The organism is Skermanella mucosa (assembly GCF_016765655.2).
GTDB lineage: Bacteria > Pseudomonadota > Alphaproteobacteria > Azospirillales > Azospirillaceae > Skermanella > Skermanella mucosa.
The window spans coordinates 575877-598605 of the sequence record NZ_CP086107.1; the positions used below are offsets into that span (position 1 = coordinate 575877).

The window sequence follows — 22729 nt, forward strand, 5'->3', positions numbered from 1 at the left end:
TACGTTTCAGCGGCTGGGGAATGAGGATGGGGTTGGTTTTGCGCCTGGTGGAAACCGGGGTCGAGGGCATGGTCCGGAGCGTCGATGTGCTGGAGATCGTCCGTCCCGGTGACCTGGGCGACCTTGGGGATCTTGGCTTGAGCCTGGTGGATGGCAAGCGGCTTATGGCCCAGGTCCAGCAGGCGGTCGTCGCGGCGCAGGGCCGGGACCATGCCGCCCGGCGGCCGACCTGCCGATTCTGCACGGTACCGTGTCAGGTCAAGGATTACCGCCCGCGCCGGATCGCCACCGTGTTCGGCCAGGTCACGCTCCGGCTGCCCCGTTTCCGCTGCGCCAAATGTGGCGGGGCGGAGGATGGTGTTGGTTGGCCGGCGCACTGCCGCTCGACGCCCGAACTCGACCGGCTGCGGGCGCAGCTATCGGCGCTCCTGCCGTACCGGGTCACCGCCGGCCTGCTCGAACATTTCCTGCCGGTCGATGCCGGGATCCATTCCGAGACCGTTCGCCGGTGCACCCTGCGGGTCGGCGAGGGGCTGCGCGAGGTGATCCCGGCCGAGCCGGAGGCCTCGGCAGCGGCGATCACCCTGACCTTGGATTCAACGTTCATCCGCAGCGGCGAGGACGACCAGCGGCACCTGGAAGTCCGCCTTGGCAACGTCGAGACGTCGGACGGAACCCGGCAGGTTTTCGCCGCGGTCGCAAAGACCGACACCGCGATCGCGGCGCTGATCCGGCGCAGCCTGGCCGAGGTCGGCCAGACTAAGAACACCGGGCTGACCGCCTTCACCGACGGCGGTTCCGGGCTGCGCTCGATCCTGGTCAACGCCGGGATCACCGCGCCGCCGTTGCTCGACTGGTTCCACGTCGCCATGCGGCTGCGCCATGCCGAAACGACGGCCGACAGCCTGACGGCCGACGCCCTGGAGCGGGAGCGCGCGAAGGCGGTGATCGTCGCGGAAGTCGACCGCCTGCGCTGGCGCATTTGGAACGGCCGGGCCAAGGATGCCAAGGTCACCCTCGAGCGCATCCGTAGCGTCATGCCAGCTTTCCAAGGTGAGCCAGGCGGCCGGAACAAGGATCCGTCGTCACGTCGGCTGTGGACCGCGTTGCGCGAGATCGACCGGTACCTGTCCAATCAAAGCGCTTGGCTCACCGACTACGCCGAGCGTCATGGCGCCGGTCTGCGGGTCGGCACCGCCTTGACCGAAGCCTCGGCCAACTTCCTGGTCAACCGCCGCATGAACAAATCCCAGCAGATGCGCTGGTCCCGTCGCGGTGCCGACCTCCTGCTCCAGGTCCGCTGCGCCGTCCTCAATGGCAAGCTCGGCTCCGGCTTCGGACAGCTCTTCGATGCTCAAGCCAATCCAGCCTGCGAAACGGCCACGGCGGCCTGACCCCCAATCGCGCGGCAGTTCCCGCCGAGTTGGGCCTGGACCCGCTCGGCATGGAGCACGCGATCTTCACCGGCAACGGCGCGCTGCTGATCAAGGAGCTGGCGGACGACGACTTCCGCCACGCCATGATGGGCATCCAGACCGGGCCGGACGGCAAGCCGATCCTGCCGGGCCAGCCGGGCATGATGCCGGGGCAGCCTGGGATGCTCCCGGGCCAACCTGGTATGCCGATGGGCGAGGACGGCTCGTGGATGCCGGACTTCCGCCGCGCCCTGACGCCGCAGTGGGTTCCCGACTTCCGCCAGGCGCTCACGCCGGAATGGCTCCAGGGGATCCGCGAGGCGCTGCTCGCCGGCGCTCCCCAGCAGCAGGGCGGCGACGCCCAGCCGGACATCCGGGGAGCACTCGGCCTCGGCGATCGCGAGACGCCGAACATCCGGGGCGCCGTGGGATTGCCGGAGCGGACATCCGACGGCATGCCGGACTTCGGCTCGATCCTGGGCGGCGCCGGCGGCTCCTACACCTCGGACGAGTCGATGGCCGCGATGAACGTCCGGTCGGCCGACCCGACCTCCAAGGACGACGAGCGCCGCAACGTGGTGCTCGACCTGGACGGCGACGAGGGTGCCGTTGACGGCAACCTGTCGGACAATCTCGACGATCCGATGAAGGAGGTTGAGAAGTTCGACCGCCCTTTTGTGGGTTCGGGTTCGCCGACGACATTCGGCGCGCTCTGGAAAAGAGACGGTAGGGCCGGTCGGGATGCCGACGGCGACGGGCTGGTGAACGAGCGCGATCGGCCAACGCCGGTCAGGCTCCAGCCCGCGCGCCCCCGGCCGCGCAACCAGATGGGCGAGACGCCGACCAAGATCGTCGAGGCGACCGCGGCCACCGCCGCCAGCATCGGCGTCGCCGGAGCGGCGGCAGCGGTCGCCCGCTCGCTCCTGCGCTCCCCCCGCGCGGGTGTCCGCGCCGCAGGCTACGCCGCGGCCGGCTACTCGGCGCTGACCGGCGTCGGAACCGCCGTCACGGCGGGCGCTCTGGCCGCCAACGACATCGCCTACCAGCGGCGCATGGAGGAGGCGGGGCGGAAGTTCGGCTTCACGCCGCAGACGCGCGGCGAGCGGATCCAGCGGGAGATCACCGACACCCGCAAGAAGCTCCGCGGCGAGCGGGCCAACTACGACCGGCCGATCGACGGCAAACCGATCGACGAGATCGGCCTGCCGAAGTTCGAGCAGGTGCAGAGCTTCGCCAAGGCGACCCAGGCGGCGTTCCCGGAAGGGACGCAGTTCACGGTCAAGATCCGGCGCCAGGCTTACGAGGCCGACATCGACAAGCCGGACGACGCAGCCGAGATGGCGGCGGTCGAAACTCGCTTCGTCAAGGGCGGCATGACCGGCCGGAACACCCGGAGCTTCATGCGCGAAAACGGCGGCGAGCTGGTGGTGTCGCACAACGCCTTCGTCATCAACGGCGAGGGCCAGGGCGGCGGCATCGGCAAGGCGGTCCTGAAGGCGCAGTTCGACGAGTACGAGAAGTTGGGCGTGTCCAAGGTCAAGGTCCACGCCAACATCGACGTCGGCGGCTACGCCTGGGCCCGGTTCGGCTTCGTGCCGACCCAGAAATCCTGGGACAGCCTGCGCAAGAACCTGAAGCTGGCGGTGGAGTTCTCCGCCCTCAAGCCGGTCAGCGATCCGAAGACGGAAGACGAGCTGGCCTACGCCGCCGACTACGCCGACGTTCTCGACCGGTTCAAGGACTTGGGCCAGAAGCCGGTCACGCTGTCGGCGCGGGAGCGGCGGGCAGTCACCAAGCTGCTCAAAGATCCTGACCCGCGAGCGATCTGGAAGGTCGCGGACGCCCGGATCGGCGGCCGCAACATCGGCAAGGAACTGCTGATGAACACCCACTGGTACGGCGAGATCAGGCTCGACGACGCCGACGCCATGGCACGTTTCAACCACTACACCGGCCGATCAAAATGACGATCATCTTCGACGGCCCGCCCGGCACCAAGCTCGGGGAGGGCGAGACCGACGGCATGCACGAGCTGCTGGCGGACGACGACCTCCCGACATACGAGCTGCCGGACGAGCCGGACGAGGACGAGCTGGTGGAACTTGCCAAGGCGGCATCGCCCACCCTGTCGGCGGCCGACGCCGCCGAGCGCAAGGTGGCGGACCGGATCTACACGGCACTCCGGGCGGCGGTCGCCGCGGCCTCCGGCCTCAAGCGGTCGGGCATGGCCCGCCTGTACGGCCTGGCGATCGACCGCCTGCTCCCCGTCATGGAAGCGGGCGGCCGGGCGGCGATCGACGGCGCCGACGTGCTGGAGAAGGCGGAGCCGGCGAGGCTCAAGGTCAACCTGGCGCAGCGCAACGGCAAGATCGCGACCTTCCTGGAGACCTACCGGATGGACAAGATCCGGGAGATCACCGCCGAGCAGGAACAGCTCGTCCGCGACGTGGTGACGGCCGGGATGTCCGCCGGCCACCCGCCGCGCAAGATCGCCTCCATGGTCCGCGAGCACATCGGCCTGACGCCCTACCAGGCGCAGCAGGTGGCAAACTACCGCGCCGACCTGGAGGTCTTGAACGTCAGGGCGCTCCATTGAAAGCGGGCGAACCAAGACGATAACTGACGAGCAGATCGATCACCCTACCAGCCGTCGTCAAGGCCGCTGTACGCTTTTCTGACCCTCAGTTCCTTTCGGAGTAATCGCGCCATACTCGCTTGATCTGTCGGTCGACGAACCCCCTTTCGTCTCCCTCCATCAAGCCCTCTCGGCGTACAAAAATGAGAAAGCTGTCAGGAGGCATCGCGTTATCCGTGTTATCTTTGCGCAAGAGTACCGGAAGGAGGACGGTGAGATAGGGTTGTGAGTCGTGGTGAATGAGACTGAGTATCCTGTCAAAAGTCCGTTGATCTTCGAGTGAATGAATAGATAGACCAATCGCATGCATCAGTGACTCGCATGTTACGGTGATCTTCAATCGAGCAGCATTCTCCAAGAGAGACAAGGCAGCAGTAAGCTGTTTTTGCTCTTTATTTTCCATATCAGCCAGAGCAATTGCCGGAATATACCTCTTCCCAGCAATGGATACTGATGGCAAATCTTCGACTTCAAGTAACTCTTCGATCTCTGCTATCGTAAGCCCGTGTGCATCAGCCGCCATCTTGATCGGAACTGCTGCAAGAGAAGTATCGTGCCGCCACGCCAAAAGGTAGTCGCCAATCGTCTCATACGTGATCATCGATACGTCCGTTCTGCTAAGTTAGGTTAATCCAGTTTACCCGTAAGCAGAACATGGGCTAGTCATGCTGGAGTTCGCCAGTCATAACTTGGGCAACCGGTTTATCATATGCATATAACTACTCGGTTCAGCATAGCAGGCTTTTTTCACTATTTCTTCTGGGAAAACTGGAGGTTTTTCAGCCATGTGCGCACCTCACGCATTTTGCAGCATGATTTCCCGAAAACCTACGTTTTTAGGAACCTCGAATGCGCTCTGGCAGTTTCTCAGATCCGGCCCCATCCTGATTATCTCGAAAACGTCTCTCATATCATTTCTTCTCGAAACACTGACGTCGCCGTTTTTGGGAAGATCGAACATAGCTTCTGGGGACATCGGAAACAGCAGGGAGAGCAAAATGGCCGAACGAGACCTATGGCTTGCGATCGAGGAGTTGCGGAGCCAGCAACGAGAAGCAGCGGCCGAAACCGAGCAATTGCGTCAGGAAGTTTCCAAGCTCTGCGCGGGACGGGATGGCACCCCGCACAGTCGGGCGCGAGAGATCATTCAGCACGCCGAACTCACCTTCGATACCCATGAACAAGCGACAGAATGGCTTCAGGCGGCTCACCCTCGTCTGGATGACCTTACCCCGCTTGATGCCGCACGCCGAAGCCCTGAGCTAAATGGACGGGCCTTGAAGTTGCTGTCCGACATCCTGAGATGGTCCAGCATCAACCAACCGCTTGATGAGAAGCTCAAGGACATGCTGTCGGGTGAGCAGGCCGATGACCATTTGGAGGGAGGGCGACAGACCTGAGACAACGGCGTCCTGTCGTCTCCTGCCCCCAATCGAGAACGGTACTCCTGACAATGCTGATCGGCTACGCACGGGTTTCCACGACGGACCAGAACTCGGACCTCCAGATCGACGCCTTGCTGAAGGTGGGCGTCGACCGGCGGCACATCTTCGAGGACCGGATGAGCGGCATGCGCGCCGACCGGCCGAAGCTGAACGAGGCCCTGGTGTATGCGACCGAGGGCGACGTGTTGGTGGTCTGGAAACTGGATCGCTTGGCTCGGTCCTTGCCGCACCTGATCGACATCGTTGCCGGTCTTGACCGGCGCGGTATCGGCTTCAGGTCGCTGACCGAGAGCATCGACACCACCACGGCAGGCGGGCGCCTGACCTTCCACATTTTCGGCGCTCTTGCGCAGTTCGAGCGCGACATTATCCGTGAGCGGACGGTAGCGGGCCTTGAGGCCGCCGCAGCAAGAGGGCGGAAGGGCGGAAGGCCGAAAGCTATGGGAAAGGCCAAGATCGAGGCGGCGCGGCACCTGCTGGCTGGGGGTATGCCAATCAAAGACGTCGCAGCGACGCTGGAGGTGGGGATCAGCACCATGTATCGTTATGGTCTAGCTGGATCAGCAGTTTTACCGGCGTCCGAGTGAGTGGCAATCCCGCATGATCCCCGGGCGGCACGGGGTGACTTTGTGCCGAAGTACAAGGCGTCCGACTCAGTCGCCCTCCCTCCCGGGGTCCTCCGGATCGAGAATGCAAGATCGTCGCCCCTCCACACTACCGCGTAGAAATCGACTGCAGTTCCTGAAGAAACTTTCCCTATAATTAGAGTCCATCGACTGGATAAGTAACCAGAGGACATAGTACCCTGGAGCGAAGAACATTTATTGTGGTCGATCCGTTTTTAAGATAAGTGTTCTGAAAAGAACAATATTGGGTCAGGGAAGCCCCCATGAGTCTTCTGCGTCGCCTCATCCTGCTCGTGATGCTGGTTGTTGTTCCCATAGTTGCGATCGAGATCACCAATCTGATCCAACTGCATAATGAACGTGTGACCGCCCTCAATGCCGAGGCGGAGCGGCTCGCCGTCCTGGTTGACGATGGCTACACCCACATGATCGGTAACCGGCCGTTCAAGGCCCAGGGACTGGTTTTTTGTAGAGGGGTATGAGGTCGCGCAGGCTCTCGATGCCGAAGGCAGTGAACGCCAGGACTTCCTCGCCTCCGACGCCGTAGATCCAGAGGACGCCGTCCTCGGGTTCCATGTCGAGACTGACCTCGTGCAGCAGATCCTCGTCCTCGCCGAGCATGTCGGCGACGCGAGCGATGGTGAAGACGGAGCCGATCGCGGCCATTTCAGGCGGCTTGTGCCCGGAGCGCCTCGCTGGAGGCCCAGTTCCAGGGCAGGAGTTCGTGCAGGCGGCTGACCAGCTGGTCGCCGATGCGGTCGAGTACGGCCGCGAGATAGGCCTCGGGATCGAGACCCGAGAGCTTGGCCGTCTCGATGATCGTCATCGCGTCCGCGATCACCGCGCCGCCGGCGTCCGAGCCGGCGAAGAGATAGTTCTTCCTGCCCACCGAGATCGGCCGGATCGCCCGCTCGGCCGGATTGTTGTCGATCGCCACGCGCCCATCCTCGAGGAACAGGGAGAAGGCCTCGACGCGCTTGAGGAAGTAGCGCATTGCGGTTGGCAGGTCGCCCTTGCCGGGAATGCGCCGGAGCCGGTCCTCGCACCAGGCCAGGAAGGCTTCGACCGGACCCCGGCTTCGCTCCTGCCGAATGCGGCGGCGCTCCTCCGCCGGTCGCCCGGTGATCTCGCGCTCGATGTCGTACAGGACGCCGATCCGCTCCAGCGCCTCAAGGGCGATTGGGGAGCCGGTGGACTTCCAGACGTCGTGGAAGGCGCGGCGCAGATGAGCCCAGCACGCCGCCTCGCGGATCCGCCGATGACCCTCGGCGCCCGGCTGGTAGAGCTTCCTGAAGCCGCCGTAGGCGTCGGCCTGCAACACGCCCTCGAAGCCCGCGAGATGGGCCTGCGGGTGCTCGCCCTTGCGGTCGGGCGAGAAGAAGTAGGTCACGGCGGGCGGATCGCTTCCGCCCCAGGGCCGGTCGTCGCGGAGATAAACCCAGATCCGTCCTTCCTTGACCCCGCGGGTTTTGCCCTCGGCGGCGCGGCGTCCGGGATCGAGGACGCGGATTGGGGTATCGTCCGCGTGCAGCCGGTCCGACCGCATGACCTCGGCGCGGATCAGCTCGGTCAGGGGGCGCAGCGCCGCGACCGCCTGGCCGCACCAGTCGATCAGGGTGGACCGGGGAATGTCGGCCCCCATCCGGGCGAAGATCTCGCCCTGGCGGTACAGGGGCAGGTGATCGTCGAACTTCGAGACCAGGACATGGGCCAGCAGGGCCGGACCCGCCATTCCCCGCCGGATCGGCCGGGACGGCGCCGGCTCCTGGACGATCCTCTCGCACAGCCGGCAGGACTTCTTCAGCCTGCTGGTCTCGATCACCTTGAGCTTGGCCGCGACGAACTCGAGGACCTCGGACAAGTCCTCGCCGAGCAGACGAAGCGGGCCGCGGCAGTCGGGGCAGTGGTCGCCGGGATCGAGCACGATCCGCTCGCGCGGCGCGTCGTCGCGAAGGCGCGGTTTACCCCGCCGGCGCGGTTCGGTCCTCGGCAATGCCGGCTCCTCCCCGGCGTCATCGGCATCGGAACGTTCGGCCGAAGCGTCGTTGGCGGCCATCGCCACCTCGACGTCCTCGAGCGTCAGCTGGAGTTGCTCGAGTTCACGGCCGATCCGCTCCGAACTCGGTCCGAACCGCTGCCGCCGCAGCTTGGCGATCTGGATCCGGAGCGCCTGGACCAGGGCCTCGAAGGCCAGCGCCGAGGCCCTGGCGCGGGCCATCTCCTCACGCTGGGCAAGGATGATCGCCTTCAGGGCGGCTGGGTCGTCGGGCAGGGCATCGGGCAACGGCGGCATGGAACAAGTCTAACAAAAATCCGCCCCTGGTGACAGTATTCATCAGTCATGAACAGGGAAAATCATCCCACCCGCATCGGTCCGGCAGTCCAGGCGGGACGCCTCCAGTCGATTCCCTCCCACAGCATTGCCAGTTGTGCCGCCGTCAGCCGTACCGATCCGTCCGAAGGTGCCGGCCAGGGGAAGCGGCCCTGCTCGAGAACCTTGTAATACAGACAAAACCCCTGGCCGTCCCAGTGGAGCAGCTTGATTCTGTCGCCCCGACGCCCCCGGAAGGCGAAGACGGCACCCGAGCCGGGGGCCTGCCGGAGGTGCTCCTGCGCGACCGCCGCCAGCCCGGTGATTCCCTTGCGCAGGTCCGTGACCCCGCAGGCGAGATAGACCCGAACGCCGGTGCCCAGGCCGATCATGCCGCCTCCGCGACCCGGATCAGCCGCATCAGAACGCGATCCGGAAGGTCGGCGGCAAAGCGCAGGGTGCGGCCACTGCGCAGCCCGATCTCGACAGGGTGGCTTGGCGCATCCCCGCCACATCCGGCGCCCAGGCCCGGCTCCTCCTCCGTCACCTCGACCGGGAGGAATACGGCCTTGCCCGTTGGATGGACGGCCTTGCGCTTCAACTCGCAGCGCCACTGATAGATGTTCTGCCGGGAGATGTCATGCCGGCGCGCCACCTCCGAGACGCTCGACCCGGGAGCGGCAGCCTCGGCGACAATCCGCATCTTCTCGTCCAAAGACCAGCGACGCCGGCGCTCACTTCCATTCAGAACCTCCACCCGCATATCTCACCTCGCTGTTGACGTCCATAACGACGTCGTTAACGACGTAAGCTATCTCGATAGCAAAATCCTTGTAAGGCGGCCTGGATCGGCCGGTTACCATGATCGAGGGGCTCCGCCAACTTCTCAGCACCTGGGCCGAGTCCCCGGTCCTGCGTGACGGCGACATGGCGGGATGCCAGGAGATGGCGGCCCGACTGGGCAGGAGCTATCCCGCCTATCTCGGCGTTACCGCGACCGATGGGGCCGGGGTTATCCGGTGCGCGACCATGCAGGCAGCACTCGGCCTGTCCACAAGCGAGAGCCCCCACGCCCGCCTCGCCCGGGAGACCGGCGGCTTCGCGGTCGGAGAGTTCGTTCTCCGCCGGGACACCTCCAGGCCGGCCCTGTCCTTCGCGATGCCCTACCGGAACCGGGCCGGTGCCCCGGCCGGCTTCATCATCGCCCTGGTTGACCTGAGTGGGTTCGAGCACTATCTCGCCGACCAGTTGCTGCCCGTGGGAGCCGCCTTCACCATCGCCGATCGGCACGGAACCGTGCTTGCCCGCACGCCTGAGGTGGCCGGCGCGGCCGGCAATCCGCTGCCCGAGCCGTACCGGCCGCTGCTGGAGGCCGCACAGAGCGGCAGCGTGGATCTGGCCGGCCTCGACGGCGTCATGCGGGTGCAGGGCTATGTCCCGCCAGCCACAGGTGCGCAGGGCCTGTTCGTCATGGTCGGGCTGGGCAAGGCTGCGGCGCTGGCGCCGATCCGGGGCACCCTGTGGCGTTCTCTGGGAGGGCTCTGCGCCACGACGCTTCTCGCCCTGGCCGTGGCCTGGTGGGGGACACGCCGCTACCTGCGCGGTCCGGTGCGGGCCCTGGTGGCGGCAACCGAACGCTGGCGCGACGGCGACTATACCTCCAGGGCCGGCATCAGGGACGGCGGTTCGGAACTGGTTGCGCTCGGGAGCGCCTTCGACGCCATGGCAGAGAGCCTGGAGGCTTACAACCGGGCGCGCGATGAAGCTTATGTCGCTAGGCGCAAGGTCGCCGAGGTCTTCGACTGCATTACCGACGGCGTGTTCGAGGTCGACCGTGACTGGCGCATCACTTTCATGAACGAGCGTGCCCGGAACGGAGCCGCGGGGGGACAGGACCAGGTCGGCATGATCCTATGGGACGCCTACCCGGAACTCGTGGGCAGCCGGTTCTGGCACGAGGATCATCGGTCCATGACGGAGCGGGTGCCGATTGAGGTCGAGGACTACTACGCGCCGCACCAGAAATGGTATCGGGTGCGCGCTTTTCCGTCGCGTGAGGGCTTGGCCATTTATTTTCAGGATGTGACCGAGCGGCGTCGCCTGCAAGAGGACCTGAGCCGCCAGCAAACGCTATTGGAGACTGTGATTGAGAGCGCACCTGATCCCATATTCGCCAAGGACCGGGAGGGGCATTGCATCACACTGAACTCGGCGGCCGCCGGCGTCCTCGGCCATCCGCGCCAGACCATCATCGGGAGTACAGATGCCGATATGTTTCCCCTGGAGATCGCCACCGTGATGCGGGACCAGGAAATGCGCATCATGGAGACCGGCGTGACCGAGGTTCTGGAGGAATCCATTCCGGACCGGCACCATGGCGAGCCCCGGGTGTTCCTGACGACCAAGACGCCGTTGCGCGATCCCGTCGGTGCCGTCGTCGGGATCATCGGCGTCTCCCGCGACATCACCGAGCGCAAGGCCCGGGAGGAAGCGTTGCGCCAGGCCAAGGAAGAAGCGGAGCGCGCCAACCTCGCCAAGTCCAAGTTCCTGGCAGCCGCCAGCCACGACCTGCGCCAGCCTCTTCAGTCCCTTACCCTGTTCACCGGCGTGCTCAGGGGCCACGTCCAGAGCGCGCGTGGCCAGCAGGCACTGCAACATCTGGAACATGGGCTCGACACCTTGAAGGCGTTGCTCGACAGCCTGCTCGACGTATCGAGGCTGGACGCCGGCATCGTCAAGCCGGAGATCACGGAGTTCCCGGTCTCCGCGGTGCTAGATGGGATCGACGCGAGCTATGGTCCGGCTGCCGCAGCCAAGGGACTGGGCTGGCAGGTCGAGACCTGTACCGAGGCAGTCCGCACCGACATGACGCTGCTCGGGCGCGTGCTCCGAAACCTGGTCGAGAACGCCGTGCGCTACACGAGGTCCGGCCACATACGGATCGCCTGCCGCCGGATCGAGGATCGTCTGCGCGTCGCGGTCGAGGATACCGGCATCGGCATTCCGCCCGGGCAGCTTGAGCAGATCTTCGAGGAGTTCCATCAGGTGGACAACCAGGCGCGCGACCGGAGCCAAGGTCTTGGTCTCGGCCTGGCGATCGTCCGGCGCATCGCGGACCTGCTTGGCCACCGGGTCGAGACGCGATCCCGGCCGGGCGAGGGCTCCACCTTCAGCGTCGAGTTGCCTCTCGCCATGACGGGAACCATGCCGGTGCCGACGTTGTCCGGGGGCGATAGCTCGGAACAGGACGGGCAGGGCCGGCTGGTCGTGGTGATAGACGATGACACCCTGGTGCTGACGAGCCTGGAGGCGATTCTGACCGAGTGGCGCTACGAGGTGATTGCCGCCATCAGCGCCGAGGAGGCTGTCGCTCAGGTCCGGAATGCGGGCCGCCGGCCCGATATCGTGCTTGCCGATTACCGGCTACTGGACGGACGCACGGGCACCGAGGCGGTCGTGGCCATCCGCGCCCTGTTCGACCACCCTATACCCGGACTGATCCTGACTGGCGAAACCGACTTGCAGTTCCTGCGTGCGTGCGCCGACCATGATCTGGGCATCGCGTACAAGCCGGTGATGCCCGCGCAACTCGGTCGAGCGCTGGAGCAACAGCTAAACGCCGCGGCTTGATCAAGATACCGAGGAAACACGGGAAGGCAGCCTGCCCGGCGCTGCGGCGCTGCAGACGCTGAGCGGAAATGCATTGCACTGGTTGGGAAGGAACATGATGGGGCAGGAATGCCAAGAGTTTGTATCGGTCACAGGGCGTGTTTTGGTCACCGTATGCTGAGGCGCCTCGTCATCGTGGCCGCTCTTGCGTCATGCCCGACCTTCGGCATGACGACTGTTTCCCTGGCGGCCCCGACCGAGTGCTCGCAGTTCTTCCCGCACGGCAGCACGCCGGACCTGATCAACCCGAAACTCCGCCCCAAGACCCGGGCGTTGTGCTACTCGTCTTTCGCCGTGCTGCATTCCGGCATCACGCGCACCCCGCTCTGGGCGGCCGAGCACCTGACCCGCAAAGGGCTCGACGCAGCAGTGGCCACTGAGCGCAAGGACACCTTCCACGAGGAGGCCAGGCTACCACCCGGTGAGCGCGGCGATCTCGACGACTACGCGCGTTCCGGCTTCGACCGTGGCCACCTCGCGCCGGCCGCCGATATGCCGGACGATCAGGCGCAGCATGAGAGCTTCTCCCTGGCCAATATCATCCCGCAGGATCCGCAGAGCAACCGAGGCCTGTGGTCGGGAATCGAGTCCGCCGCGCGTGGTCTCGCCCGCAAGTCAGGGGAACTGTACGTCGTCAGCGGCCCGGTCTTCCAGGGCGAGACCCTGCAGCGCCTGCGCGGACGAGTGCTGGTGCCGACCCACATCTTCAAGGCCGTTTACGATCCCAAGCGCAAACAGGCGGCCGCCTATCTCGTGGAAAATGCCGATGGCGATCAGTGGCGAGGTGTATCGATCGCCGAGTTTCAGAAGCTGTTTGTAGAAATCAGGCAGAGGCTTCCTCAACGACGAGGCGCTTGATGCGCCTGGACAGGATGGAAACGAAGGCGATTTCGATGAAGGCGACGAGGTGCTCCCTCGTCCGCTCGAAGATAGTGTTCAACCGCCGGTAATTGGCAATCCAGGAGAAGGAGCGCTCCACCACCCAGCAGATTCCGGCCGGGAGGAACTTGCCATCACGGCCGCGAGCGACGGGCTCGACGGTAATGCCGCGCTTCTGCCCGACCTTGGCCAGACGCTTGCCCCGGTAGCCGAGGTCGCCCAGCGCCGATCCCCGGAAGCCTTTGCCGGAGAGGTCGCGGAGCACCGGGATGATACCTTTGGTATCATGCACGTTGGCTGGCGAGACGTCGATCGCCAGCGGGATGCCGTACTTATCAACGCCCACGTGAACTTTGACGCCGTTGATCTTCTTGCCGCCATCGAAGCCACGACCGAAGCAGCTCGGCGCTGACCTGCAGGAACGGCTGTCGATGACGACAGCCGTCGGTTCTGCGGCATCGCCGCAAACCAGCCGCCAGGTGCGGTGCAGCCGGTCGAGCAGGCGACGCCACAAGCCGAGCCTCGTCCAGCGGGCGAACAGGGTGAACAGCGTGTTGAACGGGATGTCGCACAGTTGCCCGATGGCGCGCCACTGCATGCCGCAGAAGCACAGGCACCAGATCGCCATGATCGCTTTACGCAGCGCTGCTCCTGTCAACGCCGGCTTCGGTCCTGACCGTGTCGGCTTCGGTCCTGACCGTGTCGGCTTCGTGCCGTCCGCTTCCATCGCCGCATGTTCCGCCAGAACCTCATCCACGAAGGCATCGACGTCACTGAAAGCATCCCAGGACGCCGGAGAAGTCTTTGCGGTTCTAAAGGCGGTACCCATATGATGCTGGCTCAGCGGCTGTTGACGACGAACCCCGTCATAGCCACTCAGCCCCCATGGGTCATTCCTCTTTTTCATCTCAAAGTAGCATCTCGGTCAGAACAGGTCGGCACGCCCCGTCTGCGAACAGCTTCTATGATGCATGCCGCAAGCTGGCTGAGGTCCTGGAGGATTACGGCACGGCGCGAATTGTGGTGCTGGTCGATGAAATCGCCACGGCGAAGTCGTTCCTGGGCCAGATCGCGGCGCCGGATGTCGGTGATGACCACCCGGATCTGGAGATGACGCCCCGGACGCTCGGGCCGGGTATCTATGGCCTGCAGATGTAGCGTTGCCTATTCGTTCGAACGGACAGATAGAGAACGAATAATCACGCGAATTGAGAACATGCGGGAACAGAAAGAAGCCCGCACACAGGATGTAGCCCCGGCGCGGGCTCTAGGAAGTCACTCAGGAAAGTTGACACAAGATGTCAATGCCCCGACGGGGCCAAGCCGAAACAGGTCAGTACGGCGATGTTTCTCGATGCCGGTTGGTATATGCCTGTTAGGCAGAAAGACGCCCGCACCGAGGAAGATGCGGGCGGAAGGTCTTCAAACGGTGCCTACGTTATGAGGCAGAGCGATATTATCAGCAATTTCAAAGTGGTGCGTAGTCTGGGGCGATCATGTGCTATGGGGGGATTGAGGCCCACCAGGAGGGCCGTGCGTCCGACCGTCGTTGGGCGATGATAATCGGCTATGAAACGGTCGTCTCTTCGACCTGCATCATGCGTCTATCTAAGCCTGAAGGAAGGAAATTGCTCCGGCGGATCGCCTAACCTGCATAGCACTATTTTTTCGCGATAAAGTATTAATTTTTCGTTTTTTTCATACGATATTTCGTGCAGTATTTCTCCATCGATGCCTCGAATGCGCCGTTCCTTACCGTCTCGGAGCAGCAATCGTTCGGTCATCAACGCATCTGGAGAACTGGCATGACCACGTCCCGCACCATTCTGATCGAACCGAACCGGCTGTTCCGCCAGGGCCTGAAGCATCTGCTGTGCGGCACCTGCTTCGAGGCGGGCGCTGAGTTCAGTACGGTCGAGCTGGCCATGTCTGCCGGAGAGGCTGCCGAAGCGCCGGAGCTGGTGATCACGGGACAGCCGGTGGCGATTGAGGCCGACCTGCAGCAGCTCCGGGCTGCCTATCCCACTGCCCGGATCGTCGTGCTGGCCGACGACCTATCGGTCGATGTGCTGCGCGCTGCCATGGGTGCCGGCGCCGACGGCTTCCTAAGCAAGAACGTCTCGCCCGAAGCCCTGATCCAGTCGCTCCAGCTAGTCATGCTTGGAGAGAAGGTGTTCCCGACCAATCTCGCCTCCATGCTGCTCGACATCAACAGCGCACCGTCGCTGCGGCACTCGATCCGCGGCCTGTCGCCCCGGGAGCAGGAGATCCTGCAGTCCCTCGTAACCGGCGCCAGCAATAAGTTGATCGCCAACAAACTCGGCATCACCGAGGCGACGGTCAAGGTCCACCTCAAGACGCTGCTGCGCAAGATCGACGTCAACAACCGCACCCAGGCGGCGATCTGGGCCATGAACAACGGCTTCTCGGCGGAGGGCGCGGGTACGCCGCCCCGCAGCCTCCAAGCGGTTTCCGCCTGACTATCAAGTACTGTGAAAGAGCAATCCGCTTCTTTCTATTACCACTCCTCAATGGGTTTTTACGCCATGAAGCGCTCAATTATCACTGTTATCACGTTCAGTTTCCTGACTACAGCCTGCGCCGGTCGCGACGCTGCCCCAGTCTCTGCGTACAACGCCTACGATGCTCAGCTTTCGTGTTCGCAGATCGATGCGGAAACAGCGGCGAACAGTGCCAAAGTGGTTCAGCTTCAGCAGGAGAAAGACAACGCCCGCACTGCCAACATTGCCATTGGCGCGGTCGGCCTGCTGCTATTCTGGCCCGCGCTGTTTGCCCTTGATACGAGCGATGCCCAAGATGTTGAAATGCGCGCTCTGAACGACCGCAATAACAGTCTGGCCTATCTCAAGACCACCAGTAAGTGCACTGCTACCCAGACGGTCAACGCCGTGCCATCCAATGACGGCACGCTGCCGGTCAGCGCTGCCAGTAGCCTGGTGGTCGAGTGAATGCGGGAGGGATGGAAACGTTTTTTGCCTAACCTCATTGTTATTCAAGGAATAATCAGAAAGATGATCGAGCTATGGGGGAAACTGGGTGATGACGAGGTGAGGAAGGTGGCGTAACGAGGTAGGTGCTTGACGCCTGCCAGAACCTCCACGAGGGAGCGCTACGCCATGAACGAAGATACCAGCATTGTCCGGCTTCGCCAGCCCGAAGAGATCGATGATCCCCTGACGGCCCTTCTCCGATCGGGAGCCCGCCAGTTGTTGGAGCAGGCCATCGAAGCCGAGGTGGCGGCTTTCCTGGCTGCCAGCAAAGACCTGAAGCTGGCCGACGGCCGGGACCGGTTGGTCCGGCATGGCCATGGACCGGAGCGCATGATCCAGACCGGGATTGGGCCGGTCGAGGTCCAGCGGATCAAGGTCCGTGATCGCGCTCCCGGTCCGGCAGCCGAGCGCATCCGGTTCAGCTCAGCCTTGCTGCCGCGCTGGGCGCGCCGGACGACCAGTCTCGACGCCCTGCTGCCAATCCTGTATCTGCGCGGCGTTTCAGCCGGTGATTTCCAGGAGGCGCTGAGCGTTCTGCTCGGCAAGGACGCGCCCAACCTGTCACCGGCGGTCATCGCGCGGCTGAAGGAGAGCTGGGCGGACGACTACGCGCGCTGGCAGCGGCGGGACCTGTCGGCCCGGCGCTACGTCTATGTCTGGGCCGACGGCGTCTACCTCCAGGCCCGCATGGAGCCTGCCGCCGAGTGCATGCTGGTGATGATCGGCGCCACGCCGGAGGGTAAAAAGGAACTGCTCGGCTTCCAGGTCGGCGTCCGCGAAAGCGCCCAGAGCTGGCGCGAACTGCTGATCGACCTGAAGGCCCGCGGGCTGGGAATCGCCCCGGAACTGGCGGTCGCCGATGGTGCTTTGGGCTTCTGGAAGGCGCTCGACGAGGTCTTCCCCGGCACGCGTCATCAGCGCTGCTGGTTTCATAAAAGTTCTAATGTTCTCAACAAGGTGGCGAAATCGCTCCAGCCCGCGGTCAAGCAGGACCTGCGGGAGATCTGGATGGCGCCCGACCTCAAGGCGGCGGAGCATGCCCTTGATACCTTCGAGAAGAAGTACGGCGCCAAGTACTCCGGTGCCGTCGAATGCCTGACCAAAGATCGTGATGCCCTGCTGGCCTTCTACAGCTTCCCGGCCGAGCATTGGGATCACGTGCGGACCACAAACCCTATAGAAAGCGTCTTCGCCACAGTCCGGCACCGGACGGTCCGCACCAAGGGGGCGCTTTCCCAGGACACTGCCAAGCTCATGGTCTTCAAGCTGATCTCGGCAGCATCCAGAACTTGGCGGCGACTTCAGGGCGAAAACCAGTTGCCCAAGATCATCCAAGGCGTCAAATTCCGCGACGGCATCGAGGTCAGCGTGCCGACATCACACAGCGCCGCCTGAACACCTCGTCACCCAAATTCCGCTATAGCTCAAGATGATCCGTAACATCGCTCTTGTGATAGGCCTCCTCAGCCTTGCCGCCTGCGCTTCCCCGGCTGAGCGGTCCAACATGACCGTGGCCCCGTCAGCCGGTCTTGAGCGCCCCAACGACACCAGTCTAGTCGGCGCGATCGCCATCGGACGGGTTGAGGGCGGCGAGGAGACCAATCCGTTGTGGACATCGCAGGTGGACAGCGAGGATTTTCGCGGGGCATTGACAGAAAGCTTACGTAATCACGGCCTGCTGTCCGAGGGCGGAGCGCCGCGGTATGTGTTGAACGGTCACCTGCTTGGCCTTCAGCAACCTATGTTCGGGGCTAACATGACGGTGACCAGTGCGGTCAACTATGAGTTGGTTGATGCCGCCTCGGCCCGGCCTATTACTGGCGAAACTGTCCAGACTCCATACACAGCGAAATGGAACGATGCCTTTGTTGGGGTTACGCGCCTCAGACTCGCCAATGAGGGTGCAATTCGAGAAAACATCAAGGAATACCTTAATCGGCTTTACCGTAAACCTCCAACTGACGTGCCAGTGACTCTGTCACAGTGAACACTGGGGGGCGGAAACGCCCCCTTTCCCGTTTAACACGCCACACGGTTATTGGGTGTTAACCGCCCGTGACGAAGCGTCCCCGAGCCACGGTCTTCGGAACGCTGTTGCAGGCGTAGCGGGCAGCATCCCCGCAATGATCTTCCTGGTCGGTATCGACATCGTCGGGGCGTGATTCATCCCGCTGCAGGGTAGGGACCGTCCGCAGGAAGTTGATGCACGTGTTGAACACCCACATGCCAGGCTTCTCCGGCCTCTCCTCGGCGGCGTTCTCGATCATGTCGCGCATCTTCTGCCAGCCGCCGATCCGGTCGTTGTTCGCACGCCCGAAGTTCAGCACATGGCCCTTCTCGGCCGCGGCCTTCTTGATCTCGGCATAGATGCTCTCCCGTCCCATCTCCGTGAAGATGGCGGGATCGGCGACACAGCCCGACCAGGTGCGCCCTCGGCTGCGCTCGGCGATGCCGTGCCCCAGCGCCTGGTTCGTCAGCCGCAAGCCTTCGTTGGGCTTCACGTTGCCGCTGGCGTCCTTGGCCACCGTGTACCATTCGCTGAACAGGATCATGCTGCCCCGCGGGAAGACGAAGCCGCCCATCTCCCGCACGGGCGAGCCGTCGCTGATCGCCCACATGAGAAGCGCGCTCGGCCGGCTGCTGCCCCAGTCGAACGACCGACGGTAGGTCCAGCTCGGCGGGATCGTGAAGGGCTTCAGCACGTGGCGCGACGGAACCCATAGATCGTCGATGAAGCCGCCGAAGGTGCAGTCCCAATCCCCATACCTCCATGCCTTCACGAGTTGGCTGTTGCCCAGCGCCATCAGCCGGCGCTCGTACCCTGGGTCGTTCCTGATGAGCGCCAAGTTGTCTTCCAGCCGGGACGGAATGAACACCCGAGTCTCGCCGGTTTCCGGATCGGTGATCGGTCGCATGCCACTCGGTGCCGGGTCCACCCACCTCTGCTTCGCGGCTTGGTGCCCCGGCCCGCCCGGATTGCCGGTGGCCAGCAGCACGCACTTCACGCCTTCGCTCGACCGCAGGCAGCCGCGGAGCTTGTTCATGGCGTCCAGGTTCGGCCACTGCGTGATTTCCTCCATGCAGATCCACGTCAGCGCCCAGCCCTGATAGGCATCGGCGTCCTGGGCATCCCACAGGTGACCGAGATACAGCGTCGCCCCGTTCGGAAACGTCCAGGTCTTCTCCGCCTTGCCGTAGGTCGCGCCCAGCCGGGGGAACAGCTCGCTGGCCTGGCGCTGCACCTCCTTGAGCTGGGTGAACCGCCGGCGGAAGAACGCGCCCCGGGCGTGGCGTCCGTATTTCTGGGCATGAGCGACCCAATGCCCCAGCATCCCCGAACTCTTGCCGCCGCCCCGGGCGCCGCCGAAGAAGATCTCCTGGTAAGGGCATGCCAGCAGGGCGAACTGAGGCCCCCTGGTGCCGTTTGCCCGATACTGCGGGCGCCAGATAGTCTCGACGCCGAGAGGCATCAGACGCCTTCCTGCGGGCTGGTCGGCCCGTAATTGGCCTGCCACTCGTCCACGGATTCCTCCCGCGGAGCCTCGATCACGAAGCGGATGGTCGGATCACCCTGCTGGGTCTTCATCGCTTCCAATTCAGCGCGCGTCTTAATGAGCTGGGCCAGCCGGCCGAGCAGCCTGTCCTGCCGTGCCGAAAGGTCCGGGCGCCGCGAGATCGCATCAGTGCCGGAGCCGTTCTGGTCGGACGATCGCCGGATCTCGACCAGGTTGAAACCGGTCAGGTTGCCGGTCGCGTTCGGCTCCAGGCTGACGGCATAGTCCAGCACGCCGGCACGGGCGAGCCAGATCCGCGTCATCTTGATCTCTTCGTCCAGGCTATCGAGCGAGATGGCATCCCACATCGCCGCCTCATCAGGACTGAGCGCGGCCGAGTAGAGCCCGTGCTTCTTGTTCCCTGTATGCCTCGCGGTCGGCGTCGCTCCCCCATGGTTCTTGCAGCGCGACTTGCCCTTCATGGGGCGTTTTTGGCACGGCTGACCCTGCCTGTTCTTCGCTCCGCAAATTTTCTTCGATGAAGTGTCCATGGGGTTTTTCGCGAAATAGGCTTCCAAAGGGTTCAAAATGGCAAAATCGTTGTGTTGAATATGGACTCACTCGGGGTTGCGCGCGATAGATTTTTACTCGAACGGTATATTCACAATGAGACCTGTGCTGATCCGGCGCCTCGGGGGTTAGCTGCCTCTGTACGGTAGCGTACAAAGACATGGCTCCTGCAAGACCATCGTCTGTGAAAGGCCCGTTCTCGACATGCCTGCCGGAGCGGGTCTTTTCGCGTGCGCTCCTATGCCTATAGCTGCTTTTTCATCCGGCACACGCGGACCTGGAAGGCTCCCTTCGTCGGGACGATTCGGGCATACGCCGGTCCTTCATCCTCGACATGCAGCCAGCGACCTGGAGCGCCTAAGAACGTAAATCCTTCTTGTTCAAGGTATCCCATGGCTTCAGCGTTGGTCGCAAATGTCTTCAGCGTAGTGATAAGGTTGGAGGCGGGGTCCACAGCACCTTTTCCTATTCAATCACCCTTACCGCGATTGTAGGGAGTGATTAATAAGTATTGGACTCAAACTTATAGTTCATGTTCATGAGGTATAACGCTCGATGAGCTCTCATTCATGATTCTGTGATAAATCTCAACTTTTGGTAGAATAAATATTCACTTTATTTTCCAAAGAATGCTACGTCAGTTTACCCGCAGCTTTTTCATAACCGTGCAGGGTTTCTGCCAGCTTCTGGATTGTTTGCTTAACCTTTTCCTGTTCGTCACCGGAAATGGTTAGAGAATGTTCCTCCAAGTCTTTGATGGCTTGGCGAATTTTGTTCTGCTGTTCTGCTAGCCACTCTGGAGGGACAACAGTCATATTGCTTCTTTCAAAGCCTTGGAGCTAGGAAATTGTTCTCCGCTATGAACTTAGCTGGAAACACCCAACATCCTATGACCTCGACTTTGGCCATCCTAAATGGGACTTTGATCAGGCCCTGATCCAGAAGAAGGGTTCCTCGGCGATGAAGTCGAGGGCGTCATCAAGGGGCATGATGGCGCCGAAGGGACCGGCGGGTCCCCAGGCGTCGCGTCGCCACCAGAGGACCTCGACCTCGTCGTCCTCGCCGGTCGGGCACAGGCGGGCGACCGGCGCGCCGGTGTGGGTGCTGACCAGCGAGTAGCCGCGACCGGCGCGCCGGGCGCGGACGCCGCCTCGCGGCCAGGGGTGGGCGTGGATGCGCTGGAGCACGGGGTCGGTCTTGGCGGCCATGGCGATCTCCGCGGGGCGGGACTGTTGGGTCCAACACTCCAACCGCCCGGAGGGGACCATGGACCGCCCTGACCCGCCGCTGCCCGAGGCGTTCTGCCGCTGGCTCGCCCCGGCGCTCGCCGTGTTCTCGCCGACCTGCCGGCCCCAGGCCGCCGCGCTGGCGGTCGGCGCCCTGCTGGCGCTTGGCCCGCGCACCGTGGCCGGCGCGCTGCGCGCGCTCGGCCTGGCCGGACGGGCCGATTTCGCCACCTTCCACCGGGTGCTCAGCCGCGACGTGTGGTCCGGGCTGGCGCTGGCCCGGCGGCTCACCCGGGCGCTGGTGCGCGTGTTCGCCCCGCTCGGCCCGGTGGTGGTCGGGCTCGACCACACCCTGGAGCGCCGGCGCGGTCCCCGGGTCCGGCCGGCGGCACACTACTACGACCCGGTGCGCTCCTCGCGCGGGCGCAAGGTCACCAGCCGCGGCCTGCGCTGGGTCTCGGCCATGCTGCTGGCCGAGGTGCCGTTCGCCCGCAAGGTCTGGGCGCTGCCGATGCTCAGCGCGCTGGCGCCGAGCCAAGCCTTCTGCCAGGCCGAGGGCCGGCGATACCGGCCGGTCACGGCGTGGGCGCTCAGCCTGCTGCGCCTGGTGCGGCGCTGGCTGCCGGGGCGCGCCATGGTCGCGGTGATGGACGGCGAGTTCGCCTCGGTCGGCCTGCTGCGCGAGTTGGGCCGCGCAATGACCGTGGTGACCCGGCTCCGCCTGGACGCCCGGCTGTTCGACTTCCCGGCCCCGCGCCCGCCCGGCCGGGGCGGTCGGCCCGCCACCAAGGGCAAGGCCCAAACCAAGCTGGCCAAGCGGCGGCACGACGCGGGCGAGCCCTGGCAGCGCTTCGCCCTGCTGGTCCGCACCGGGCGTCGCCACGCGCGGGAGGCGGAGTTCATCTCCGGCACCGCGCTGTGGCACCACCCGGGGGAGCCGCCGGTCGCGGTCCGCTGGATCCTGGTGCGCTATCCCGGGTCCAAGCGCGACCCCGACGCGTTGGCGTGCACCGACTTGACGGCCGACCCGCTGGTCATCCTCGGCTGGTTCTCCAGGCGCTGGCTGATGGAACTCACCTATGAAGAGGCGCGCGCCCACCTCGGCGTCGAGACCCAGCGCCAGCACGCCGACAAGGCGGTGTTCCGCACCACCCCGGTGCTGTTCGGCCTGTACTCGCTGGTCGCGCTCCATGTCCAGGCCTTCGCCGGCCAACTCGACCTGACCCCGCGCCGGGCGGCCTGGTACCCCAAGACCGCCCCGACCTTCGCCGACGCCCTGGCTGCCGTACGCATCGCCCTGTGGACCGACCTGAATTTCGTCACAGCCCTGGATCCCGGCGAAACCGTCCAAATTCTGTAGCGCGACAATCTGGATGGAGAGAGCGGCGATCAGGATAAGAATGCCTAAGGTCGCGGCGTCAGGATGATTGACGCTGATCGGGCTGGAT

At 64.1% G+C, this 22729-nt stretch carries 24 protein-coding genes; 14 read left to right on the forward strand and 10 right to left on the reverse strand.

Annotated features, from left to right (window positions below; all coding sequences use genetic code 11):
* The first annotated feature begins 26 nt into the window (after nt 1-26).
* The 3 genes from JL100_RS32545 to JL100_RS32555 are packed head-to-tail and all read left to right on the forward strand — an operon-like array spanning nt 27 to nt 4011.
* Nucleotides 27-1394, forward strand: a complete 1368-nt coding sequence (locus JL100_RS32545; protein WP_228421564.1) for an ISKra4 family transposase — start codon at nt 27-29, stop codon at nt 1392-1394.
* A gap of 50 nt (nt 1395-1444) precedes the next feature.
* Nucleotides 1445-3382 carry a hypothetical protein gene (locus JL100_RS32550; RefSeq protein WP_228421566.1) on the forward strand — a complete coding sequence of 646 codons (1938 nt, stop codon included), beginning with the start codon at nt 1445-1447 and terminating at the stop codon, nt 3380-3382.
* Nucleotides 3379-4011 (forward strand): hypothetical protein, encoded by a 633-nt coding sequence (locus JL100_RS32555; RefSeq protein ID WP_202685754.1) that lies wholly within the window; start codon nt 3379-3381, stop codon nt 4009-4011. Before JL100_RS32550 ends, JL100_RS32555 begins: the two co-directional genes overlap by 4 nt.
* Before the next feature lie 85 nt (nt 4012-4096).
* On the opposite strand, the gene JL100_RS32560 is transcribed toward JL100_RS32555, so the two are convergent.
* Nucleotides 4097-4651 (reverse strand): hypothetical protein, encoded by a 555-nt coding sequence (locus tag JL100_RS32560; protein ID WP_202685755.1) that lies wholly within the window; start codon nt 4649-4651, stop codon nt 4097-4099.
* A gap of 397 nt (nt 4652-5048) precedes the next feature.
* On the opposite strand from JL100_RS32560, the gene JL100_RS32565 reads away from it, so the two are divergent.
* From JL100_RS32565 to JL100_RS32575, 3 genes are all read left to right on the forward strand, one after another.
* Nucleotides 5049-5450: a DUF2384 domain-containing protein gene (locus JL100_RS32565; protein ID WP_202685756.1), complete on the forward strand. Its 402-nt coding sequence runs from the start codon at nt 5049-5051 to the stop codon at nt 5448-5450.
* A gap of 53 nt (nt 5451-5503) precedes the next feature.
* Nucleotides 5504-6082 carry a recombinase family protein gene (locus JL100_RS32570; RefSeq protein ID WP_202685757.1) on the forward strand — a complete coding sequence of 193 codons (579 nt, stop codon included), beginning with the start codon at nt 5504-5506 and terminating at the stop codon, nt 6080-6082.
* Nucleotides 6083-6384: 302 nt separating this feature from the next.
* Entirely contained in the window at nt 6385-6603 is a 219-nt protein-coding gene (locus JL100_RS32575; protein ID WP_228421567.1) for a hypothetical protein, read from the forward strand.
* On the opposite strand, the gene JL100_RS32580 is transcribed toward JL100_RS32575, so the two are convergent.
* The 4 genes from JL100_RS32580 to tnpA form a co-directional block, all read right to left on the reverse strand.
* Nucleotides 6566-6787, reverse strand: coding sequence for a hypothetical protein (locus JL100_RS32580; RefSeq protein ID WP_202685789.1), 222 nt, complete (start codon nt 6785-6787; stop codon nt 6566-6568). The genes JL100_RS32575 and JL100_RS32580 overlap by 38 nt on opposite strands.
* A gap of 1 nt (nt 6788) precedes the next feature.
* Nucleotides 6789-8414, reverse strand: coding sequence for an IS66 family transposase (gene tnpC, locus JL100_RS32585; protein ID WP_202685790.1), 1626 nt, complete (start codon nt 8412-8414; stop codon nt 6789-6791).
* A gap of 62 nt (nt 8415-8476) precedes the next feature.
* Nucleotides 8477-8824, reverse strand: coding sequence for an IS66 family insertion sequence element accessory protein TnpB (gene tnpB, locus JL100_RS32590; protein WP_202685791.1), 348 nt, complete (start codon nt 8822-8824; stop codon nt 8477-8479).
* Nucleotides 8821-9195, reverse strand: a complete 375-nt coding sequence (gene tnpA / locus JL100_RS32595) for an IS66-like element accessory protein TnpA (protein ID WP_228421521.1) — start codon at nt 9193-9195, stop codon at nt 8821-8823. The genes tnpB and tnpA overlap by 4 nt, the downstream gene beginning before the upstream one ends.
* A gap of 98 nt (nt 9196-9293) precedes the next feature.
* On the opposite strand from tnpA, the gene JL100_RS32600 reads away from it, so the two are divergent.
* Nucleotides 9294-12062 (forward strand): PAS domain-containing protein, encoded by a 2769-nt coding sequence (locus JL100_RS32600; protein ID WP_202685711.1) that lies wholly within the window; start codon nt 9294-9296, stop codon nt 12060-12062.
* A gap of 207 nt (nt 12063-12269) precedes the next feature.
* Nucleotides 12270-12959, forward strand: a complete 690-nt coding sequence (locus tag JL100_RS32605) for a DNA/RNA non-specific endonuclease (protein ID WP_202685712.1) — start codon at nt 12270-12272, stop codon at nt 12957-12959.
* Here the strand turns inward: JL100_RS32605 and JL100_RS32610 are convergent.
* Nucleotides 12925-13887 carry an IS5 family transposase gene (locus JL100_RS32610; RefSeq protein WP_202685713.1) on the reverse strand — a complete coding sequence of 321 codons (963 nt, stop codon included), beginning with the start codon at nt 13885-13887 and terminating at the stop codon, nt 12925-12927. The genes JL100_RS32605 and JL100_RS32610 overlap by 35 nt on opposite strands.
* 116 nt (nt 13888-14003) lie before the next feature.
* Between JL100_RS32610 and JL100_RS36610 the strand changes: the two genes are divergently transcribed.
* The 5 genes from JL100_RS36610 to JL100_RS32630 all read left to right on the forward strand — a co-directional run bounded on the left by JL100_RS36610 (nt 14004) and on the right by JL100_RS32630 (nt 17978).
* The gene (locus tag JL100_RS36610; RefSeq protein ID WP_267133628.1) at nt 14004-14138 is read left to right on the forward strand and encodes a hypothetical protein; all 135 of its coding nucleotides are present in this window, start codon (nt 14004-14006) and stop codon (nt 14136-14138) included.
* Nucleotides 14139-14692: 554 nt separating this feature from the next.
* Entirely contained in the window at nt 14693-15460 is a 768-nt protein-coding gene (locus JL100_RS32615; RefSeq protein WP_228421568.1) for a LuxR C-terminal-related transcriptional regulator, read from the forward strand.
* Between the two features lie 66 nt (nt 15461-15526).
* A complete protein-coding gene (locus JL100_RS32620) occupies nt 15527-15949 on the forward strand; it encodes a hypothetical protein (RefSeq protein ID WP_202685714.1) in 423 nt (140 codons plus the stop codon).
* A gap of 168 nt (nt 15950-16117) precedes the next feature.
* Nucleotides 16118-17386: an IS256 family transposase gene (locus JL100_RS32625; RefSeq protein WP_228420945.1), complete on the forward strand. Its 1269-nt coding sequence runs from the start codon at nt 16118-16120 to the stop codon at nt 17384-17386.
* Between the two features lie 109 nt (nt 17387-17495).
* Complete coding sequence (locus tag JL100_RS32630; RefSeq protein ID WP_202685778.1) at nt 17496-17978, forward strand: hypothetical protein; 483 nt, start codon at nt 17496-17498, stop codon at nt 17976-17978.
* Between the two features lie 58 nt (nt 17979-18036).
* Here the strand turns inward: JL100_RS32630 and JL100_RS32635 are convergent, their stop codons facing one another.
* The 4 genes from JL100_RS32635 to JL100_RS32650 form a co-directional block, all read right to left on the reverse strand.
* Entirely contained in the window at nt 18037-19461 is a 1425-nt protein-coding gene (locus JL100_RS32635; RefSeq protein ID WP_202685777.1) for a terminase large subunit domain-containing protein, read from the reverse strand.
* Nucleotides 19461-20063, reverse strand: a complete 603-nt coding sequence (locus tag JL100_RS32640) for an HGGxSTG domain-containing protein (RefSeq protein ID WP_202685776.1) — start codon at nt 20061-20063, stop codon at nt 19461-19463. The genes JL100_RS32635 and JL100_RS32640 overlap by 1 nt, the downstream gene beginning before the upstream one ends.
* 624 nt (nt 20064-20687) lie before the next feature.
* Nucleotides 20688-20870, reverse strand: coding sequence for a hypothetical protein (locus tag JL100_RS32645; RefSeq protein ID WP_202685775.1), 183 nt, complete (start codon nt 20868-20870; stop codon nt 20688-20690).
* 111 nt (nt 20871-20981) lie between these two features.
* Nucleotides 20982-21263 carry a hypothetical protein gene (locus tag JL100_RS32650; protein ID WP_228421569.1) on the reverse strand — a complete coding sequence of 94 codons (282 nt, stop codon included), beginning with the start codon at nt 21261-21263 and terminating at the stop codon, nt 20982-20984.
* Nucleotides 21264-21321: 58 nt separating this feature from the next.
* On the opposite strand from JL100_RS32650, the gene JL100_RS32655 reads away from it, so the two are divergent.
* On the forward strand, nt 21322-22641 hold the full coding sequence (locus JL100_RS32655) for an IS701 family transposase (RefSeq protein WP_228421570.1): 1320 nt from the start codon (nt 21322-21324) through the stop codon (nt 22639-22641).
* The last annotated feature ends 88 nt before the right edge of the window (nt 22642-22729 follow it).

What these genes read in the sequence shown, in the direction of transcription:
- JL100_RS32575 (WP_228421567.1), top strand. Translation starts at nt 6,385, where the DNA reads ATGAGTCTTCTGCGTCGCCTCATCCTGCTCGTGATGCTGGTTGTTGTT.
- JL100_RS32645 (WP_202685775.1), bottom strand. Translation starts at nt 20,870, where the DNA reads ATGACTGTTGTCCCTCCAGAGTGGCTAGCAGAACAGCAGAACAAAATT.
- JL100_RS32580 (WP_202685789.1), bottom strand. Translation starts at nt 6,787, where the DNA reads ATGGCCGCGATCGGCTCCGTCTTCACCATCGCTCGCGTCGCCGACATG.
- JL100_RS32600 (WP_202685711.1), top strand. Translation starts at nt 9,294, where the DNA reads ATGATCGAGGGGCTCCGCCAACTTCTCAGCACCTGGGCCGAGTCCCCG.
- JL100_RS32555 (WP_202685754.1), top strand. Translation starts at nt 3,379, where the DNA reads ATGACGATCATCTTCGACGGCCCGCCCGGCACCAAGCTCGGGGAGGGC.
- JL100_RS32605 (WP_202685712.1), top strand. Translation starts at nt 12,270, where the DNA reads ATGACGACTGTTTCCCTGGCGGCCCCGACCGAGTGCTCGCAGTTCTTC.
- JL100_RS32630 (WP_202685778.1), top strand. Translation starts at nt 17,496, where the DNA reads ATGACCGTGGCCCCGTCAGCCGGTCTTGAGCGCCCCAACGACACCAGT.
- tnpB (WP_202685791.1), bottom strand. Translation starts at nt 8,824, where the DNA reads ATGATCGGCCTGGGCACCGGCGTTCGGGTCTATCTCGCCTGCGGGGTC.
- JL100_RS32545 (WP_228421564.1), top strand. Translation starts at nt 27, where the DNA reads ATGGGGTTGGTTTTGCGCCTGGTGGAAACCGGGGTCGAGGGCATGGTC.
- JL100_RS32565 (WP_202685756.1), top strand. Translation starts at nt 5,049, where the DNA reads ATGGCCGAACGAGACCTATGGCTTGCGATCGAGGAGTTGCGGAGCCAG.
- JL100_RS32635 (WP_202685777.1), bottom strand. Translation starts at nt 19,461, where the DNA reads ATGCCTCTCGGCGTCGAGACTATCTGGCGCCCGCAGTATCGGGCAAAC.
- tnpC (WP_202685790.1), bottom strand. Translation starts at nt 8,414, where the DNA reads ATGCCGCCGTTGCCCGATGCCCTGCCCGACGACCCAGCCGCCCTGAAG.
- JL100_RS32570 (WP_202685757.1), top strand. Translation starts at nt 5,504, where the DNA reads ATGCTGATCGGCTACGCACGGGTTTCCACGACGGACCAGAACTCGGAC.
- JL100_RS32560 (WP_202685755.1), bottom strand. Translation starts at nt 4,651, where the DNA reads ATGATCACGTATGAGACGATTGGCGACTACCTTTTGGCGTGGCGGCAC.
- JL100_RS32655 (WP_228421570.1), top strand. Translation starts at nt 21,322, where the DNA reads ATGGACCGCCCTGACCCGCCGCTGCCCGAGGCGTTCTGCCGCTGGCTC.
- JL100_RS32625 (WP_228420945.1), top strand. Translation starts at nt 16,118, where the DNA reads ATGAACGAAGATACCAGCATTGTCCGGCTTCGCCAGCCCGAAGAGATC.
- JL100_RS32610 (WP_202685713.1), bottom strand. Translation starts at nt 13,887, where the DNA reads ATGAAAAAGAGGAATGACCCATGGGGGCTGAGTGGCTATGACGGGGTT.
- JL100_RS32550 (WP_228421566.1), top strand. Translation starts at nt 1,445, where the DNA reads ATGGAGCACGCGATCTTCACCGGCAACGGCGCGCTGCTGATCAAGGAG.
- JL100_RS32620 (WP_202685714.1), top strand. Translation starts at nt 15,527, where the DNA reads ATGAAGCGCTCAATTATCACTGTTATCACGTTCAGTTTCCTGACTACA.
- tnpA (WP_228421521.1), bottom strand. Translation starts at nt 9,195, where the DNA reads ATGCGGGTGGAGGTTCTGAATGGAAGTGAGCGCCGGCGTCGCTGGTCT.
- JL100_RS32650 (WP_228421569.1), bottom strand. Translation starts at nt 21,263, where the DNA reads ATGGCCGCCAAGACCGACCCCGTGCTCCAGCGCATCCACGCCCACCCC.